Raw genomic sequence first — 19,058 nt, forward strand, 5'->3', positions numbered from 1 at the left:
CCAGGCGTTTAACGCCCCGCGTCAAGCCGCAAAGGTATTTAAATTTTGCTATACTATTTTAGCTACATTTAAGATAAAAACAGAACATGGACCAGCAACTATTCGAAGCTGCCGTGGCGGCCAGCAAAACCCTCTCCCAAAAGCCTGATAATGAGACCCTACTGCAACTTTACTCCCTCTACAAACAAGCTACTGAAGGAGATGTTAATACCGAGGCTCCTTCCAATCCGTTTGATTTTATAGCCAAAGCCAAATACGACGCCTGGGGAAACCAGAAAGGCAAGAGCAAAGATGCTGCGGCGCAGGAATACATTGACCTGGTAAACAGGCTGAAGGGGAAGTAGCAGGTAAATTGCTTACCTTTGAGCCTGTATGTTACAAGCATTTAAGATCAGCGATAAAACACAGCATTTCCTTCACCTGGAGGAACAATACGGAGCACATAATTACCACCCCCTGCCCGTAGTGCTGGAACGCGGTGAAGGCGTTTTTCTCTGGGACGTGGACGGGAAGAGGTATTACGACTTTCTTTCCGGTTACTCTGCCGTTAACCAGGGGCATTGCCATCCTGCCATTATCAACGCGCTGATGGCCCAGGCGCAGAAGCTGACCCTGACCTCAAGGGCGTTTCACAGCGACCTGCTGGGGGAATATGCCGCTTTTATCACCTCTTTTTTCGGTTATGACAAGGTATTGCCTATGAATACCGGTGTGGAAGCCGTAGAAACAGCGATGAAGCTTTGCCGCCGCTGGGGATATGTGGTAAAGGGCATTCCTGAGAACAAAGCTAAGATCATTGTATGTGCCAACAATTTCCATGGCCGTACAATCAATGTCATATCATTCAGTACAGATCCGTCTTCCCGTACCAACTTCGGACCATTCACCCCGGGCTATGAAGTGATCCCGTACAACGATCTGCCTGCACTGGAAAAAGCCCTGCAGGACAAGAACGTAGCAGGTTTCCTGGTAGAGCCTATACAGGGGGAAGCAGGTGTAGTGGTACCTGATGAAGGTTACCTGGCTAAAGCCAGTCAGTATTGCAGTGACGCGAATGTACTGTTCATTGTAGATGAGATCCAGACCGGCCTTGCCCGTACAGGGAAAATGCTGGCCTGTGACCATGAGCAGGTGCGTCCTGATATCCTGATCCTTGGCAAGGCTCTTTCCGGAGGCGCCCTCCCTGTATCTGCAGTGCTGGCTAACGATAATATCATGCTCACCATTAAGCCAGGGGAACATGGCAGTACTTATGGCGGGAATCCGCTGGCCTGTAAAGTAGCTATTACAGCGCTGACAGTGCTGAAGGAAGAGAAAATGGCTGAAAATGCGGAAGCAATGGGCGCCCTGCTCAGGCAGGAACTGGCGGCTCTGGAATCTCCTTTCGTTTCCACCATCAGGGGCAAGGGGTTGCTGAACGCTATTGTGGTTAAACACAAGAATCCGGAAGCGGCGTGGGACCTCTGCCTCTCGCTGAAAGAGAACGGATTGCTGGCTAAACCCACTCATGGGGATAAGATACGCTTCGCACCTCCCCTGCTGATCACAGCGGCACAGATCAAAGAATGTGTTCAGATCATTGCTAAAAGCCTGGAAACATTATAATGTCCGGTCAACAGAAAGCTATTCGCAGCAGCGGATGGAAAACGGATTTCATTATCGGCTTCCCCGAGGGGTTGCTGCTGGTGTTCTTTACCACTATGCTTATACAGGGGCTGCCGGTTACCGTACAGCAGTTCTATACCCTGAATACTGTTATCTGGGCTGGTGGTGCAGTATTGGTAAGCATGGGTGCATACCTGGCTAACCGCGGTGATACGCAGCATAATGAAAGTCATCTTTCTGCGGCAGAGAAGAGTAAACTGGAAAATCTTGATATAGGCGAAGGGGTTATTGCGGATATTGCGGCGGAAATGGCGAAGGATGCTGAGCAATGGGAGAAGACGCTGCAAACGGAGAATGTAGTTGAGACGGCTTTCAGCCGGTCCCGTGCTGTACGCAGTGCATTTTTTACGGGTCTGTTCTTTCTTCTGGGAGGGATACTTCCTCTTCTGCCCTATCTGAGAGATGAGAATTTTTCTGTTGCTGCAAAGAGTAGTGTTGTTGTTGCTTTCCTGGTGATGACGGTATTCAGTTTTCTGAAAGCGAGGATGACAAGTCAGTCTGTTATACCGGTTATATTGCGGAATCTTTTTTATATAGGTGCAGTTTGGGTTGGGGCGTATGTTCTTCAGCTTATTTTCAGATAGAAATTGGGTGAAAATTGCTTAAAAAAAACGCTTTTGCCTTCGGCAAAAGCGTTTTTTTTAAGAGGGCAATTAACTAGCCTGCGACCGCTTATTTACCCCATCGCTCATCAATACGCATATGAATGTAATGATAGCCGCCAGGAGGGAAAGATAAAGTCCTAATCCGCGGTCAGGGCACTCTCCCATTTCACAGCGTCCGAAGAGGATAAAATTTCTGAATGTCCATGCCACCAGGAAGGCAGTTATAAAAAGGTTGATCCTTGCCGCCCATTTATTGGCAGAGAGGAAGAGCAATCCTGCTATTACTGCAACAAAAATATTGAGTTTACCGGGCTCACCGAAACTGGAGCCGGCAGTGTTCATACCTGTAAATACCAGGTGTTTGCTTTCAATTGTGAGCCAGGGCAGGAACGCACAGGCTATTACTACGATAACGGCTGCAATGCCGCCCAGGTTTACTTTACTTATTTTCATATTTATCTTGCTCCCGGAGGACAATATTGTTTCAGGTATCTGGTATATAAAGAACCGAGGTGTTTGAAGGTACCTTCTCCTTCGCTGATGCTGTGCGTACGGTTAGGATAAGCCATGAACTGGAAGTATTTATTGTAACGCACCAGTTCATTTATCAGCAGTTCTGCATTCTGGTAATGTACGTTATCATCGCCGGTACCATGAATATACAGCAGGTTGCCACGGAGGTTCTTTGCATATGTGATGGGAGAACCGGCAATATAATCTGCTTTGTTCTCCTGTGGAAGTCCCATATAGCGTTCCTGGTAGATGTTGTCGTATGTGAGCAGGCTGCCTACAGCTGCAATGGCAATGCCTGTTTTAAAGATATCAGGATACTGGAAGAGGAGGTTCAGTGTCATAGAACCACCGCCACTCCAGCCCCATACAGCTACGCGGGAGGTATCCATGTAGGCATGCTGTTTGAAAAGCGCCAAAGCGCCCTGTGCCTGGTCTCGCGCATTGATCCGGCCTACATTGCGGTAAATGCTCTTGCGCCATTCCCTGCCTTTAGGCTGGGGAGTGCCGCGATTATCGAGAGATACGTAGATATAGCCGTCTTCGCTCATATCGCCATTATAGAGGAAGTTATAACCGGAGCCATATTTATTCCTTACGGTTGCTGCTGCAGGTTCTCCGTAAACATAGAATACAACGGGATACTTCTTTGTGGAGTCAAAATTGGTGGGGCGTACCATCCAGCCGTCCAGTGTTTGTCCGTCGGCGGTAGTTACCTTAAAGAACTCCTGGCGTAACATATACCTGGCAGATTGGAGGTCCATCGCTATCCGGCTGCCTTCTCCGCTCTTATGCTCAGGCAGGTATACTACCTCTTTCTGTGGATGGAAGTAATGATTGGAGAAGGTATGCAGTGCATATTTTGCGTCCGGTGCAATTTCGTAATCATGTGTTCCTTCTTCTACCAGCGGGGATATTCTTTCAGGAGTGCCTTTACCGTTGAGCGGGACCTTATAGAGATACTGTTCTGTCGGATTGTCCGGCGATGCCAGTACATAAGCCTGGTTATTGGCTTCATCTATCTGCAGCAGGTTGATGATATCGTAATTGCCGGGAGTGATCAGTGTTGCTTTACCGTACAGATCTACGTTATACAGGTGACGCCAGCCATCTTCTTCACTGACCCAGATGAATGACTTACCATTGTCAACCCAGTCCCATCCGCTCAGTTCGCGGTTATCCCAGCGGGATTTGATATCTATCCAGGCAGCATCTTTTTCAGTGTACAGCTGTCTGGCTTTGCCGGTTACTGCGTTGCAGATATAGAGTATGCTTTCGTTCTGTTTGCGGTTCAGTTGTTGCAGGATCACGGCCTGCTGACCGGGCACCCATTCCATGCGGGGAATATAATGCTGTTGCGCATCGCCTGGGACCTGCAGCCAGGTGGTCTGGCCGGAAGTGATATTTACCACTCCTACTTTACAGGCGGAGGGGCTTTCTCCTGTTTTGGGATATTCTACCGGCACTGTAAAGGAGTACAGGGAATCTGTATTATCTATCATCAGGAAGTCCCTGATCTTATTGGCGTTTATCTGCCAGAAAGCGATAGAGCGGCTGTCGGGGCTCCATCTGAAACCGTCTCGGCAGTCAAACTCTTCTTCGTAGGCCCAGTCAAATGTACCGTTGATGAGGCGGCGGGTACCGTCTTTGGTCAGGGCTTTTCTTGCTCCGGTAGCGAGGTTTTCCACGTAGAGGTTATGTCCGCTTACGTAGGCTACCTGTTTGCCGTCCGGAGAGAGTTTGGCGAACATCAGGGAAGATCCTGGTAATCCTTTACCCAGCTGCTTCAGGTTGCCGGAGGGGATGTCCAGCAGCCAGTAGTCGCCACGGGTGTTATATCTCCATACTTTCTTTGAGTTGGTATATACCAGTAATTTTTTTTCGTCTGAAGAGAAATCGAAGTCTTCTACTTTCAGCGGATCCTGATTCTTTGGTGTAAGCTGTTCCTTGCTGATCTTTGTAGATAGCTCTCCGTCTTTTGCACGGATAGCTACTATGATAGAGTTGTCTGCCTGGTAAAAGGATTGCGCGTCGGCGCTCCATTTTACTGATTTCCCCGGTTGTGCGTATAGGGTACTTCCAAGCAGGCAGATTAACAAGGTGAGTGCCCTGCGGGAGGGGCTTGTTAAATGATGTAATAATCCCATCTGCAAAAATTGAGACGGCAATATAAAGCATATTTGGGTGTAATATTGAATAAGCGGGGGTGAGTAGTTTAAATTTCCTTTTGATGTATAACGCGAAAGAATTTCTCAAAAACCGGGTTTCGCCTTCGGCAAAACCCGGTTTTTGAGAAAGGTTCTTTTGCGCTGCGCGCGGCTTTTTTTAAAAAATGATGAGAATTGGGACTACGGCAAACTGATTTTCGCGACAGAAAGGGTTTGCGCTGCGCGCGGCTGAATTTTTAAATGATGAGGATTGGGACTACGGACCGTAGAAAAAAGATAAAACAAACTTTCCTGAAATTGTGGAAAACTCATTGTGGAAAAGTTTTATACAAGTGAAACACAACTAGTTATTATTAAATTTAATATATTTATAGCGTCAAATTGTTGCACGATAATTGCAGATTACCGTGTGGATTACCGGGGACTATATATGACCTGATTTAACCAATACTTATTTTATTTAATATCCTTTGAAACGCGAATGTTATGATACAGGTAACGTACACCTATAAAAACCGTGAATTCCTGCAGTTGGAAGACTCCTTTATGAATCAGCTGGCACAGATGGGCGTAAGACAGATGCACGCATTGCTGGAGCCGTTATCAGATACACTGGTAAATGAGAATGGAAAGATACGCATCAACCTGGACCAGCACCCCAAAATAGAACTGGAAGGATTCAGCACTACGGTAAAAGACAGAATAGAAATGGTATTGAGAGGCGAAGAATAAACGGCCTCTTCAACCCTTATTTGTGTAATATGAAGAAGTTTTGCGTAACCTGGATCCTGTCAGGTATGACATTAGGGTCAAAAGACAGTGTGTTGAAACCAAAGGTACTGTCTGTCAGGTAGTTAATCTCACATAATGTAGAATCCAGCTTAAAGTAAGCATGTGTTACTGATTCATAGCTCATTGAATCTGAGACATTGTTCATAAATAATAATGCACTGCCACTATTTGTCTGAAAATCAATATAATCTGACCCTGAGTGATCTGTTATATCGTTCCGGGTATATGCGGTATCCCCATTTTCAATGGTATACTGTTTATTTACTGTCCGGAGAATATACCATTTCCCGTAGTAACCAGGTTGGGTAGAAGTATTATCATCCTTTTCACAAGCCATAAAGGCCAGCGATGCAAGCACCAGTAATTTCTTCATGGATATCCGATTGGTTATAAGGCCTCTAAAATAAGCAAATTCTGCATAGACAAGTGTAAACCCGGCTGGCTCACTATCTTTTGCTGAAAGATAAGCATGGTCCCCGTTGGTTTATACAACGGGCCTGTTACGAAAATGTTACATCTACCTGGTATTCTTTTTTAAGTAATGGTTTGAATTTTTTTATAAGAGAAGGTTAAAGCGGGGTTTTGCGGCCTGCTATGAGTTATTTCCTGCCGCCCAGTTTGAATTTGATCTTCCCATTTTCTCCATCAGTGGCATGCAGGTGCAGAACGATTCCTTTGCGGCGGTTTTTCCGTTTTTCTTCTTTATCTGTTACATCTTCATCTTTTTTAGGGTTGCGCAGCGGCACATCTATGTACATAGATGTACCGGCATTGATACCATATACACCGGATACATCCATGTACAGGGCGCTGGAATTGATCTGCATGGGTGGTATCAGTATCCTGCTGCCCTGCAATGTGAGGGTGTTCTTCAGGTTTTCGAAGGTAATGTTGCCCATGTCCCGTTTCCGGAATACGAGGTCGCCCAGGTCTTCCAGCGGGGCAAAGTGGAGAAGTGCGCCCTGGCGGAGGTCAAAAGCCAGCGTACCATACAGGGACTGTGGAGACATTTTACCGTTGTCTTTGATATTTCCTGTCAGTGCAGCGTTGGCATTCAGGATGCCTTTCAGGTTCTTTGAGGTGAGTGATTGCATCCCGAAATTGTTAAAGGCATGGAACAGCTGATCAATATGTACACTGCTGATCCCTGCATTGATCTTAAACCGGTTATTGCCCCCCTCCTGGGTCAGTGTTCCCGCCAGGTCTATTATACCGCCGGCATGCCGGAACCCTATTTTATTCAGCTGTACACCGGTACCGGACAGGGAAAGGTCTGCGTTCACCTGCCGGGCCGTGAAATTGCCGTAATTGAGCTTATCCAGCTGCATCTGCAGGTTCACGATACAGCTGCTCAGTACTACATCCAGCTGTGCTGCAATGCGGCTTACTTTTCTCCTGTTTGCGGCTGCCGACTTCCGGCTGCCTGTACGGCCTTTACGCTGGGAGAGGAAAGTGCGGAATTCGTCCAGGTCTATCAGCGGACTTTTCACTGACCAGTTCAAAACCAGTTTTTCCGGCGCGGCAAAGTAAAGCACAGCTATATTCCGGATGCTTCCTTCCATCTGCAGGCTGCTTTTCTGTGTCTGTATGCTGATATCCCGCAGAAAGAGGTCATAACCGTTGAAGTCAAGCGTGGCATTGCAGTTCTTAAACGGCAGGTTGCGGGGGGTATATTCCATTTCCCCCTGCTGCAGTTGTACGGTGCCTTTCAGGAAGGGCTTTACGGTATCGCCAGGGGTCAGTCCCCCTTTGTAAAAGAGCGCGGCTTTGGCCCTGCCTCCTGTAAATGTGAAAACACCTTCTTCCCCGGAAGCGTTGTTCAGGTCAGTTAACGGGAATTCAGCGGTGAAATATCCTGTTAGTGTGGGATGTTTCAGGTTGGAGATATGGATGGTATCAGCTTTTGCGGGCATGCCGTAGGTACGTGCGGTTAAGCCGTAAATGCTTACGATGGAGTTTTCGTCGGTATAGCCGCTGTCTTTTACCCGCTCGTTACTGTAACGCCCTCCGAAGGTGCATTCCTGTAATTCCAGTCCTTTGGTGGTCACGGTATTTCCTGTTGTTTTCCAGGTCACGTATATAAAGGGCGTTCCCCGTTGCCGGAGGTGTCCTTTCAGCTGGGCGTCTACGTCCAGCGGTTTTTCTATCGCAGCAATGTTATTCAGTTTCTGTTCAATTTTCGGGGTGAGCAGTGAGGTAGCGGTGCTGTAGGGCAGTTTATCTGCTATAATATGGATACTATAGGGGCCTGCCTTTTCGCCGAAAGCAAATGCCGCTCCTACAGACATGCTTTGTCCTGCTATCCTGATGGCCTGCTGTGGGATGTTGAGGACCTTTTTTTCCCGGTTGAACTGCAGCTCCAGGTTGGCTTCCACTCTTTTGCCTGCCAGGTAACTACCTTTTTCCAGGTTGAATGCCAGGCTTTTCACCACCAGGTCTGTACGCATATTAAGCACCCAGCCGGTATCGTTGTTGCGCAGGCTGCCTTTCAGTGAAGTAATATCAAAGCGGAAGAGTTTATTGCGCAGGCGGTTATCTATCACCACTTTCATATCTTCCATTTCCAGGCCGGTAATATCTGCTGCGCGGCCTTTATCAGTGCTGGTTTTCGTGCGCCGGCCCATAGCTTCTGTATTATGATATCCCGTGCTATCGGTATAAAGGGTAATACTTCCATTTACGAGGCTTATTCTTTTAATGTCCAGCTGTTTTTTCAATAAGGAGAAAGTATTTACTTTTATAAAGATGCGCGATACGTTAATAAGATCATGACCGTGCACATTCCACAGGCTGTCCCTTACCGTAACGTCTTCAAGGGTGACAGAGACATTGGGGAAACTTTGTATCAGCGAGGGTTCCATATTCCTTATCTGCAGCTGGCCGCCATGAAGACGATCACTTAATACACTACTGATCTGTTGCAGGATCCGGGCCTTGTTTTGCTTTATATACAGGGCTAATCCCAGCCACAGAAGAATGAGTAAACCAAGGAGGCTACCGGAAACAATGAAGGTTATACGAAGCCATTTACGCATATAGAGATCTAAGGAGCAGTGATATCATCTGAAGAAAAATCAAATGCTATCTCTACGGATTTATGGGGTGAAAAAAGCATTTGGATTATATTAACATAAAATGTGCCGTAGTTGGAATGGCTTTTGTGCTGGATCAATCACTTATGGAAAAACATACCTATCAGACAGGCATCATTGGCAACTGTGCATACATTGCACATGTAAATGTAAATACGAACATAGATTGGCTCTGCTGGCCGCAAATGGATAGTACTTTTATCTTTGGCAGTATGCTGGCCGGGGAGAAAGGCGGTGAATTTTCCATTCTGCCCCAGGAAGCTTACACTTCCAGGCAGTATTATATGGAAAATACGAATGTACTTTGTACGGAGATCACTACCGGCAATGGTAAATACCGTATTACAGACTTTGCACCGCGTTTTTACCAGTATGAGCGTTATTTCAAACCGCTCATGCTGATCCGCAGGATAGAGCCGCTGGAAGGCAACCCGCGTGTACGGGTGAAGTGCCAGCCGGTATGTGAATATGGCGGGCGCAAGCTCAAGGCGCAGCGTGGCAGCAATCATATTGAGTTTCTTGGCTGCGAGGAAGACATCCGTCTTACTACCAATATTCCCACCAGTTACCTTTTTGAAGAGGAATACTTTGTACTGAATGAAGACAAGTACCTGCTGCTCACCTACGGGCATCCGCTGGAGGCTCCTTTAAACAGTACTGCAGAGCGGTTCCTGCGGGAAACGATACTTTACTGGCGTACCTGGATCAAACATTCCAATATTGCCAATTTCTACCAGCCTGCGGTGATCCGTTCCGCTCTCACACTCAAGATACACCAGTTTGAAGATACCGGCGCCATCATTGCCGCCAGTACGACCAGCTTACCGGAATATCCCGGTAGCGGCCGTACCTGGGATTATCGTTATTGCTGGCTGAGGGATACTTACTATGTAATAACCGCACTCAACCATATTGGTCATTTCGAGGAAATGGAGAAGTATTTTGGTTATGTGGCTGATATTTCTTTTTCGGGAGATTACCGTTATCAGCCGTTATATGGCATAACGGGTAAGAAAAATCTTGTAGAACAGATATTGCCGCATGTGGAAGGATACCTGGGGAATCAGCCTGTACGTATCGGTAACCAGGCATATGAACATATTCAGAACGACATTTACGGGCAGGTGCTTATCTCCATGCTGCCCCTGTATACAGATCATCGTTTTGTTTTTTCAGAGCGAAAGGATTCTACCTGGTGGATAGAATACCTGCTTAATAAGATAGAGCATACTATTGATGAAAAAGATGCGGGTATATGGGAGTTCCGCAACTTTGCCAATATTCATTGTTACAGTAACCTGTTCCAGTGGGCGGGATGTTCTGCTGCTGAAAAAATGGCGAAGACCATTGGCAGTAAAGAGCTGGAGGAAAGGGCTATAAACCTGAAGAACCGCGCAGCTGCGCATATTGAAAGCTGTTATGATCCGGTAAGGAAAGTATATACCAATGCAGCAGGTAGTTTGCACCTGGATGCCAGTACCCTGCAGCTTATTATGATGAACTATCTTGACCCGGCTTCAGAGAGGGCCAGAGATCATCTGGCGGCGCTGGAGAAAGAGCTGAAAACTCCGCAGGGATTGTTTTACCGTTATCTGCATTCTGATGATTTTGGTAAGCCCAAGACCACTTTCCTGGTATGTGCGTTCTGGTATGTGGAAGCGCTGGCTTGTGTGGGAAGGTTGGATGATGCGGTGAAGGAGTTCCGGAACCTGTTGCAGTATTCTAATCACCTGATGTTGTTCAGTGAGGATGTGGATGAGGAGAATGGCAGTCAGTGGGGGAATTTTCCGCAGGCGTATAGTCATGTGGGGTTGATGAATGCGGCTTACAGGATTTCGATGAAGCTGGATACGCCGATATTTTTGTAGTTTTTTTTTGAAGCGGAGGGGATTGCTCATAAAAAACGCTTTTGTCTTCGGCAAAAGCGTTTTTTATGAGTGGGAGGATTTTTGCGCTGCGCGCGGCTTATAAATTGAGCACCGGCGTTCAAAATTATAGGATTAATGATCTTAAAAAGGCCCGTACTTCCTGGTAATTCCTCAGATAATATCTTGCAGCAGATACCTGGCTGCCTACTTTAATGGTAACGTCTTCCGGAGATAAAGCTTTAAAGATATCTTCATCCGTATGGTCGTCACCGATAGCCAGTATGAAATCAAATTCCCTGTCTGCCAGCCATGTTCTTGTTGCTTTTCCTTTATTGATCTCTACATTCTTTATTTCTATCACTTTATCGCCCGGTAATAATTGCAAACCGATATCGCTGGCAAAGTAGCGGAGCGTATTGAGTAATTCATTGGCACGCAGTTCTCCCAGGCCTGCTTCTACTTTGCGGTAATGCCATACCAGTGAATAGCTTTTTTCTTCTATAAAAGACCCTGGTGTACGGTCAGTGAATGTTTCAAGTATGGGTTGAATATCCTGTTTCCACTGAGCATCAAGTCCAGGCAGTTTTTGCCAGTCTTCGGCGTATTTCCTGTGCCATGCGCCATGTTCGGCTACCAGGTCCAGCTTCAGATGTCCCAGCCATTCTTCCATTGTTTCATGTTTGCGGCCGCTGATCATGACCAGGTGGTTGAGAGGATCTGCGGAAAGCTCTTTCAACAGGCTATACAGTTCCTGGTCTGGTGTTGCCATGTCTATATTAGCCTGGAACCCAACGAGTGTACCGTCATAATCCAGGAATATGGCGCGGGAATGTGCTTTCCGGTACAGTTTGCGTACATGTCCCTGCATATCTATGCTCATTCTTCTTGCCAGCATGGATTGCTGCAGTTGTTTTACTTCCTGCAGCCTTGCCATGAATAATTTTACCCAGTGCGCTATATTGAACTTTGCTACTACCTGGCGCATCTGTTTCATTCGGCGGGTCTGTTCCTGCAGCGGCATATTGAGCGCTTCATGCAATGCCCTGGCAATAGCTCCTATATTGTTGGGATTTACGATCAGGGCATCCTGCAGTTCTTTTGAGGCCCCTGCCATTTCGCTCAGGATCAGTACTCCGTTGTTATGTTTGCGGCTGGCAACATATTCCTTGCTCACCAGGTTCATACCATCGCGCATGGGGGTGACGAGACCTATGTCAGCGAAATTATACAGGGCTGCCAGCGTTTCTACGGGGAAAGAGCGGTAAAAGTAATTGATGGGATGCCAGTTTATTGTACGGAAGCGTGCGTTGATACTGCCTGCCAGCCTGTCAATGGCATCTCTTAATTCTTTGTATTGTGTTACGGTATCTCTTGATGGTACTACTATCATGTACAGGATCACCTTCTCCACATATTCCGGGTAGAGCTGGAGGAACAGTTCAAATGCCTGTAAACGCTGGAGGATGCCTTTACTGTAATCCAGCCTGTCTATCGATAACACCATATGTGTATCTCCGAAAGCTTCCTTCAGGCTTTCCAGCTGGCGCAGTACTTCCGGATCGTCAGAGAGCTCTTCAAACTTTGCGTTATCTATTCCCATAGGGAAGGTTTCTGCTATTACTGCACGGTCATTGGCCATTACCACGTTGGCGGAAGCATTTACCGGCAGCAGCCTGGTTACTGCATTCAGGAAATGATGGCTGTCATCGAAAGTATGAAATCCCAGCAGATCTGCACCCAGCATACCTTCCAGCAATTCTGCACGCCAGGGTATCAGGCGGAACAGCTCAAAAGAGGGGAACGGGATATGCTGAAAATAACCGATAGCTACATCCGGTGCTTCGGCGCGGATCATTCCGGGCAATAATAAGAGCTGGTAGTCGTGGATCCATATTACGTCTCCCGGTTCGGCCACCTGGAGCACCACATCCCGGAATTTACTGTTCACCTGGTAATAATAATCCCAGTACACCTGTTCATAGCGGGCATAAACGGACATATAGTGGAATACAGGCCACAGTATTTCGTTCGAAAATCCCTCATAATAGTTATTGATCTCCTCCTGTGTGAGGTACACGGGCATCAGATTCATCTCAGTCAGCTGTTCCCTGATCTGAGGCTGATATGCCTCGTTCACTTCAAGACCGGGCCATCCTATCCAGATATTATACCCTTGCCTGTAAATGGAACCCAAGCCTGTAGCTAAACCTCCTTCACTCGGATTTAACACGTACTCTCCATCTTTCTCTGTAATTTTTACCGGTAGTCTGTTAGATACAATAATGGTTTTACTCATAATACAGTTATCTCGTTTATATCAAATAATCTAAGCATAAGAACAATGCCAGTCCTTTCTTACGGAATGCCCCTAACAAAAAACGCACCTGAAAATGGATACGGAAAGAGACCCTGTTGCGATGTGCAGAAAAAATGATCAGCCAGGGATCATGAAAAGTGAGCGTAATATACGAAATTTAGGCAGGGTATCTGCGTGGTTTTAATTTGCGCTGTGTGCAGCGAAGAAAATAAAAAAAATTAAATAAGCTATAAAGATGGAAAAAAGACAATTGGGAAAATCAGCATTAAAGGTAGCGCCACTTGCATTTGGCGGGAATGTTTTTGGCTGGACAGCGAATGAAGCGGCTTCATTTAAACTCCTGGATGCCTTTGTGGCTGCAGGTTTCAATCTTATTGACACAGCAGATGTGTATTCTGCATGGGTACCTGGCAATAAAGGGGGTGAATCTGAAACTATTATTGGCAAATGGTTGAAGCAAAGTGGCAGGCGCGACCAGGTGGTTATTGCCACAAAAGTAGGAGCCGGCAAGGAACCGAACCTTTCTCCTTCCTATATTGAAAAGAAGGTGGAAGAGTCTCTCAGCCGGTTGCAGACAGATTACATTGATCTGTACCAGACGCATTACGATGACCTCAGCACGCCGGTGGAAGCTACGCTGGAAGCTTATCAGAAGCTGATCAAAGCGGGTAAGGTAAGAGTTATCGGGACCAGTAACATGAGCCCTGAAAGACTGCTGCAATCCCTGCAGGCCAGTGAAGCACATGGCTATCCCCGTTATGAATCCCTTCAGCCGGAATATAACCTGTATGACCGTCAGAAGTTTGAGAGGGAATATTCTCCTATTACGCAGCAGTATAACCTGGGTGTGATCAGTTATTATTCACTGGCCAGTGGGTTTCTGAGCGGGAAATACCGTTCAAAGGAAGATGTGGCGAAAAGCCAGAGGGGTAGCAAGGCGTTGAGTTATCTTGATGAGCGGGGGCAGAGTATATTGGAGACGTTGGATGAAGTGGCGGGGGATTATGGTACAAGCCAGGCTGCTGTGGCGATTGCGTGGCTGGTGCAGCGGCCGGATATTACTGCACCGATTGTGAGTGCTACGAGTGTTTCACAGCTGGAAGAGATTATGAAGGCGACGGAGTTGAATTTAGATGCTGCTGCTATTGAGAAGTTGAATATTGCGAGTGATTATCTGTAATTTTTTTTGGAGAAGGTTAACCGGTCTGTGGCCGGTTAACCAATATTTATCTTTATAACTGTTTTACCTTTTCCTTTTGCTTTTCTGCTTAATTCTATTGCTGCAGGCACATCTTCCATGCTGATCACAGTCTCTACAGGTACGCGTAGTTGTCCGCTATTGATAGCATCTGTCAAGGCATCGAGAGAGGCTGGGTTGCCGTGTGTTTCGAAGTTCCCGCCACTGATACCCATTTGCGACAATGTTTCTTTCTCAGCTACAAATGCGGTGGTCAGCGCCGCGCCGCCTTTTCTTACGAGGGAAGCCATTGTGTTAAAGGTCTCCGCATTGCTCACCAGATCTATCAGGCCGTCTATACCATCGGGGTATTTCGCTTTTATCTCCTTTTCTACGGACAATTTCTTATAGTTGACACTTTCCCTTGCCCCAAGCTTTTTTACACGCTCTGCGCCTTCCTCATCGCTTACGGTGGCAATTACGTAAATGCCCTGCATGGCAGCCAGCTGGATCACGAAAGACCCGACACCGCCGGTAGCGCCTACGAGCAGGAGTATCTGTTCATGTTTCAGCCCCAGTTTTTCCAGTATCTGCTGGGCGGTCATGCCGGCAGTGGGTATGGCTGCTGCTTCCAGGAGCGGGATGCTTTCGGGGGCATGTGAAATGGCTGCTTTTTCAGGTACTATGGCATATTCAGCATAAGAGCCTTCCCCGATAGGAGCATGTATGAACTGTCCGTAAATCTTATCTCCGGTATGAAAGCGGGTTACGCCCTCTCCTACGGCTTCTATTGTACCGGCACCATCTACTCCCATGATCAGGGGGAAGTTGTGCGGCATTTTACCATCAAGTATACCATCAATCAGTTTCCAGTCAAAAGGATTCATACCTGCTGCGGCTACACGCACCAGTACTGTTCCTGGTTTCAATGTTGGCTCAGGCAACTCCATCACTTCCGGAGCTGCTTTAAATCGGGTTACGGCTACAGCCTTCATACAAGATGTCTTTTTTGTCGAGGTTATTCAATAATATAATCAGATTGCTCAATATTTTTTCGAAACGGCAATACGCTGTGCACTGTAAATACCCGCATGTCCACTGAAATAATAAGCCGTAAAGCACGCAACGGCGAAGTATAGCACATGTGTCGTGCCAAAAAGTTCTGCGCCCATTAACGTGCAGGCCAATGGCGTATTGGTTGCACCTGCAAATACGGCAATAAATCCGAGTCCTGCAAATAGATCGACAGGTGCGCCCAGTAATACGGCCAGTGTATGCCCCAGTGTGGCGCCTATAAAGAACAGGGGAGTTACTTCCCCTCCTTTAAAGCCCATGCCCAGGGTAACTGCTGTAAATAATAATTTCCATAACCAGCTCCAGTCAGATATGGCGCCTTGCTTAAAAGCGTTCACGATGCTGACTGAGCCGGGGCTTAGTGAAGTTACGCCCAACCCGATATAGTCTCTTGTGCCCAGCAGCCAGCAGCCGATGATGATCATTACTCCGCCAGTTACGGGTATGAGCCAGGCGGGTTTGATCCATTGTTTTGCCTGCTTTTTAATGGTATGCATGCATATGGAGAAGAGGAAGCCCGCCAGTCCGAAACCTACGCCTGCCAGGATTACTTTGGTAAGCAGGGTGAAGTTGAGCAGGTCTTTATCTTTGAAGAGGATCTGGTAATGTGTATGGTGAATGCCCCATGCAGAGCATACGATATCGGCAAATACAGCAGCGATAAGGCAGGGTACCAGTGCGTCATAGCGGATAGTGCCGATGGCCAGCACCTCCAGTGCAAATACCGTCCCGGCCACGGGGGTACCAAATACGGCACCGAAGCCGGCGGCGATGCCCGTCATGAGTAAGATCCGGGTATCTGCGGGCGACAGCTTCATCCAGCGGCCCAGCATATTGGCCATGCTGCCTCCTATCTGTACCGCTGTGCCTTCTCTTCCGGCAGAACCGCCAAACAGGTGGGTGATGATGGTAGTACCCAGCACCAGGGGCGCCATACGGGCGGGTACTCCCCCACCGGGCTGATGGATCTCGTCCATGATGAGGTTATTCCCGCCTTCTGTATTTTTACCTAATTCCCTGTACAGCAGGTAAATGATGATGCCCGCCAGTGGCAGCAGGTACAGCAGCCATCCCTGTTCCCATCGCCAGACAGTTACCAGGTCCAGCAGCCAGAGGAAAAGGGCAACCAGGGTACCTGTTATCAGTGCAACGGGAATGATGATGACTGTCCACCGGATTAGCTGGTAAGCAATCGTCAATTGTTCAAAGGATTGTTTTATGTATTTCATAGCCTACAAATAAAGAAAACGCCACGTACCCTCATGGTACGTTAAGAACTATTTGCAGGCGCCATCAGACTTCATCCTGACGGATGAGACGGTTCTTGTGCAGGAAGACACCATTTCCTGGTATGCGGCAAATATACTATCTGTATGTTAAAAAAGTGAAATTATAGTTAAAGCAGAGGGGGCTTGATCAATTCTTTATGGAAAATTGTCAATTTTGTATTAACTTAAGTAACTATTACGCTTATTTGGTGACTGTTTACCTGTACTAAACAAACACATGAAGTATACATTACTCGCTTGCCTACAACTGGTTACACTCTGTGCAAAGGCTGATGACAAAGGCAATCATCGTGAATTCAGGGCTGTAGATACAGCAATAGCTCCTGCGGTTAACATACCGGCAGCAGATACTATTTTACCAGCAATAAGGCAAACCTTCAGACAGGATGCGCAGGCAAAGCCAATTCCTGTTTACAGGACCTCTATGGTGAGCCTGGCTATCCCTACGGTACTGCTGACCTATGGAGCCTTCTCCCTTTTCAATCCCGCCGTCAGATCGCTGGATCAAACTACGAAGAATGAAGTGCACGAAGATCATGCCAACTTCCATACTACTATTGATAATTATCTCATGTATGCCCCGGGCCTGGCAGTGTATGCACTGAACGCGGTAGGTATCAAGGGTAAACATAATCTGAAGGAGCGTTCTATCCTGCTGGGTATGTCTGTGCTGATGATGAAAGGAAGTGTGGATGGGTTGAAAGCGCTTACCAACAGGCAGCGTCCTGATGGGACTCAATATAATTCTTTTCCTTCCGGTCATACTGCTACGGCTTTTATGGGTGCGCAGTTTATGTGGGAGGAATATCATGAGGTTAGTCCGTGGTATGGCGTTGCAGGATATGCGGCGGCTACTGCTACCGGTGTAATGCGTATCTATAATAACCGTCACTGGTTCAGTGATGTTGTAGCTGGTGCGGGATTGGGGATACTTAGTACCAAGGCTGCGTACTGGTTGTATCCTAAAGTACAGAAAGTTTTTAATGGCAGGTCTTCTTCGTCTACGATACTGATGCCTACTTATGATAGTCAGTGGAAGAGTGTGGGATTGTCGTTAGTGGTGACGAAATAATTATGCGCCTCCACACAAAAAAACGCTTTTGCCTTCGGCAAAAGCGTTTTTTTGTGTGGAGGCGCTGCGCGGCTTCTTTTAAGGAGAGAATGAGCAGGTTTTTGTGAGGAGGTTGAGTTGTTTTTGTGAGGAGAATGAGCTGTTTTTTTTGTGAGGGGAGTAAACAGTTATCTGAGAGAAGATTATTTTTATATTAATAACTCAACCAGATCTGGTATCTGTAATCTTCAACAGATATGTTTGTAAAAAAAGGAAACTATGAACCGTCGTTCTTTACTGAAAAACCTGGGGCTCGGCGCATTTCTCGGCGCCCTGCCAGGTATTCGCGCCGTTGCATCTGTTACTGACACTACAACCCTGTTACAGAGAAAGCGTGTATTACGTTTTACCCATCTTACCGATGTTCACCTGGAGCCTGAACTGAAAGCCCCTGAAGGGCTGGCCAAATGCCTGCATCATATACAGGGCCAGAAAGATGCGCCTGCGCTGATCGTGAACACGGGAGATTGTATCATGGATGCTCTCAAACAACCCAAAGACCGCGTAGAAGTACAATGGAAGCTCTGGCATGGTCTTATGAAAAGCGATAACAGTCTTCCTGTTGAATACTGTATCGGTAATCATGATTGCTGGGGCGCCGGTCAGACCACAGACCTGCTTTATGGCAAGAAGTATGCGCTGGAGATGATGAAACTGGAAAAGCCTTACCGCAGCTTTGATAAAGCGGGCTGGCATTTCATTGTGCTGGACAGCATACAGCCTAAGAAAGACGGGGTATGGTATACCTGTCAGCTGGATGAGGAGCAATTTGCATGGCTGGAGAAAGACCTGGCAGCCAATACGGAAAAGCCGGTGGTAGTATTCTCACATGCACCTATCGTTTCTGCAGCCACTGTAGTGGTTGACAATAAATTCAAAGAAGATACCGGCTACCAGCTGGGGCTGGCATCCATGCATACAGATTCTGCCAGGATAGTAGCTTTATTTGATAAACATCCGCAGGTAAAATTATGCCTGAGCGGTCATATTCACCTGTATGAAGAAGTAAAATACAATGGCGTAACCTACATCAGTAACGGCGCTGTCAGCGGTAACTGGTGGAAAGGCATGCGTTACCGTACAGATAACGGGTATGCGATGGTGAACCTGTATGATGATGGCAGCTTCGATAATGAATACGTTAACTACGGCTGGACCGTCTAAGCTTTACGTCGTTGTTCGTCAGCTTTATCTTTGGCATCCCATTCATTTTCATCATATCCTTCAAGGGTATTATTCCTGTCATCATTGTACTCCGGTTTCGGCGTTTTTTTGACAGGCTGATGATCTGAAGCAGCAGCATTTTTGCGTTTCACCTGTTTGATGGCCCTTTGTGTGCCGGTTGATTTTTTCATCGTCATAATAAAAAGGCTTTTACAGTTGGAAACAC

General features: G+C 47.0%; 16 protein-coding genes and 1 riboswitch. Of the genes, 8 read left to right on the forward strand and 8 right to left on the reverse strand.

The annotated features are described in order from the left end of the window. Positions 1 to 86 precede the first annotated feature (86 nt). Genes GO493_RS23390 through GO493_RS23400 form a run of 3 tightly spaced genes read left to right on the forward strand, consistent with a single transcriptional unit; the run spans position 87 to position 2,249 of the window. Positions 87 to 344 (forward strand): acyl-CoA-binding protein, encoded by a 258-nt coding sequence (locus tag GO493_RS23390; RefSeq protein ID WP_157308656.1) that lies wholly within the window; start codon positions 87 to 89, stop codon positions 342 to 344. A 28-nt stretch (positions 345 to 372) separates the two neighbouring features. Next, positions 373 to 1,605: an ornithine--oxo-acid transaminase gene (gene rocD / locus GO493_RS23395; RefSeq protein ID WP_157308657.1), complete on the forward strand. Its 1,233-nt coding sequence runs from the start codon at positions 373 to 375 to the stop codon at positions 1,603 to 1,605. Next, on the forward strand, positions 1,605 to 2,249 hold the full coding sequence (locus GO493_RS23400; RefSeq protein WP_157308658.1) for a VIT1/CCC1 transporter family protein: 645 nt from the start codon (positions 1,605 to 1,607) through the stop codon (positions 2,247 to 2,249). The genes rocD and GO493_RS23400 overlap by 1 nt, the downstream gene beginning before the upstream one ends. A gap of 69 nt (positions 2,250 to 2,318) precedes the next feature. Here GO493_RS23400 and GO493_RS23405 read toward each other — a convergent pair whose 3' ends face one another. Together GO493_RS23405 and GO493_RS23410 are read right to left on the reverse strand one after the other, a co-directional pair. Beyond that, entirely contained in the window at positions 2,319 to 2,723 is a 405-nt protein-coding gene (locus tag GO493_RS23405) for a hypothetical protein (RefSeq protein WP_157308659.1), read from the reverse strand. A gap of 2 nt (positions 2,724 to 2,725) precedes the next feature. Then, a complete protein-coding gene (locus GO493_RS23410) occupies positions 2,726 to 4,927 on the reverse strand; it encodes a S9 family peptidase (protein ID WP_157308660.1) in 2,202 nt (733 codons plus the stop codon). A gap of 507 nt (positions 4,928 to 5,434) precedes the next feature. Here GO493_RS23410 and GO493_RS23415 point away from each other — a divergent pair. Further along, positions 5,435 to 5,680, forward strand: a complete 246-nt coding sequence (locus GO493_RS23415; protein ID WP_157308661.1) for a hypothetical protein — start codon at positions 5,435 to 5,437, stop codon at positions 5,678 to 5,680. 16 nt (positions 5,681 to 5,696) lie between these two features. Here GO493_RS23415 and GO493_RS23420 read toward each other — a convergent pair whose 3' ends face one another. Together GO493_RS23420 and GO493_RS23425 are read right to left on the reverse strand one after the other, a co-directional pair. Next, on the reverse strand, positions 5,697 to 6,113 hold the full coding sequence (locus GO493_RS23420; protein ID WP_157308662.1) for a hypothetical protein: 417 nt from the start codon (positions 6,111 to 6,113) through the stop codon (positions 5,697 to 5,699). 226 nt (positions 6,114 to 6,339) lie between these two features. After that, positions 6,340 to 8,775 (reverse strand): AsmA family protein, encoded by a 2,436-nt coding sequence (locus tag GO493_RS23425; protein ID WP_157308663.1) that lies wholly within the window; start codon positions 8,773 to 8,775, stop codon positions 6,340 to 6,342. Positions 8,776 to 8,891: 116 nt separating this feature from the next. Here GO493_RS23425 and GO493_RS23430 point away from each other — a divergent pair, with 116 nt between their 5' ends. Next, positions 8,892 to 10,700, forward strand: coding sequence for a glycoside hydrolase family 15 protein (locus GO493_RS23430; protein WP_232538989.1), 1,809 nt, complete (start codon positions 8,892 to 8,894; stop codon positions 10,698 to 10,700). 124 nt (positions 10,701 to 10,824) lie between these two features. On the opposite strand, the gene GO493_RS23435 is transcribed toward GO493_RS23430, so the two are convergent. Beyond that, entirely contained in the window at positions 10,825 to 12,996 is a 2,172-nt protein-coding gene (locus tag GO493_RS23435; RefSeq protein ID WP_157308664.1) for a bifunctional alpha,alpha-trehalose-phosphate synthase (UDP-forming)/trehalose-phosphatase, read from the reverse strand. A gap of 256 nt (positions 12,997 to 13,252) precedes the next feature. Here GO493_RS23435 and GO493_RS23440 point away from each other — a divergent pair, with 256 nt between their 5' ends. Continuing rightward, positions 13,253 to 14,197 carry an aldo/keto reductase gene (locus GO493_RS23440; RefSeq protein ID WP_157308665.1) on the forward strand — a complete coding sequence of 315 codons (945 nt, stop codon included), beginning with the start codon at positions 13,253 to 13,255 and terminating at the stop codon, positions 14,195 to 14,197. A gap of 35 nt (positions 14,198 to 14,232) precedes the next feature. Here the strand turns inward: GO493_RS23440 and GO493_RS23445 are convergent, their stop codons facing one another. Beyond that, entirely contained in the window at positions 14,233 to 15,189 is a 957-nt protein-coding gene (locus GO493_RS23445) for an NADP-dependent oxidoreductase (RefSeq protein ID WP_157308666.1), read from the reverse strand. A 48-nt stretch (positions 15,190 to 15,237) separates the two neighbouring features. Then, the gene (locus GO493_RS23450) at positions 15,238 to 16,497 is read right to left on the reverse strand and encodes a voltage-gated chloride channel family protein (RefSeq protein ID WP_157308667.1); all 1,260 of its coding nucleotides are present in this window, start codon (positions 16,495 to 16,497) and stop codon (positions 15,238 to 15,240) included. A gap of 48 nt (positions 16,498 to 16,545) precedes the next feature. Further along, positions 16,546 to 16,624, reverse strand: a riboswitch (Fluoride riboswitch). Positions 16,625 to 16,774: 150 nt separating this feature from the next. Between GO493_RS23450 and GO493_RS23455 the strand changes: the two genes are divergently transcribed. Beyond that, the gene (locus GO493_RS23455) at positions 16,775 to 17,629 is read left to right on the forward strand and encodes a phosphatase PAP2 family protein (protein WP_157308668.1); all 855 of its coding nucleotides are present in this window, start codon (positions 16,775 to 16,777) and stop codon (positions 17,627 to 17,629) included. A gap of 258 nt (positions 17,630 to 17,887) precedes the next feature. Next, entirely contained in the window at positions 17,888 to 18,832 is a 945-nt protein-coding gene (locus GO493_RS23460; protein WP_157308669.1) for a metallophosphoesterase family protein, read from the forward strand. Here the strand turns inward: GO493_RS23460 and GO493_RS23465 are convergent. After that, positions 18,829 to 19,029, reverse strand: coding sequence for a hypothetical protein (locus GO493_RS23465; RefSeq protein WP_157308670.1), 201 nt, complete (start codon positions 19,027 to 19,029; stop codon positions 18,829 to 18,831). The genes GO493_RS23460 and GO493_RS23465 overlap by 4 nt on opposite strands. Between the last annotated feature and the right edge of the window lie 29 nt (positions 19,030 to 19,058).

Source organism: Chitinophaga tropicalis (genome assembly GCF_009758205.1).
Lineage (GTDB): Bacteria > Bacteroidota > Bacteroidia > Chitinophagales > Chitinophagaceae > Chitinophaga > Chitinophaga tropicalis.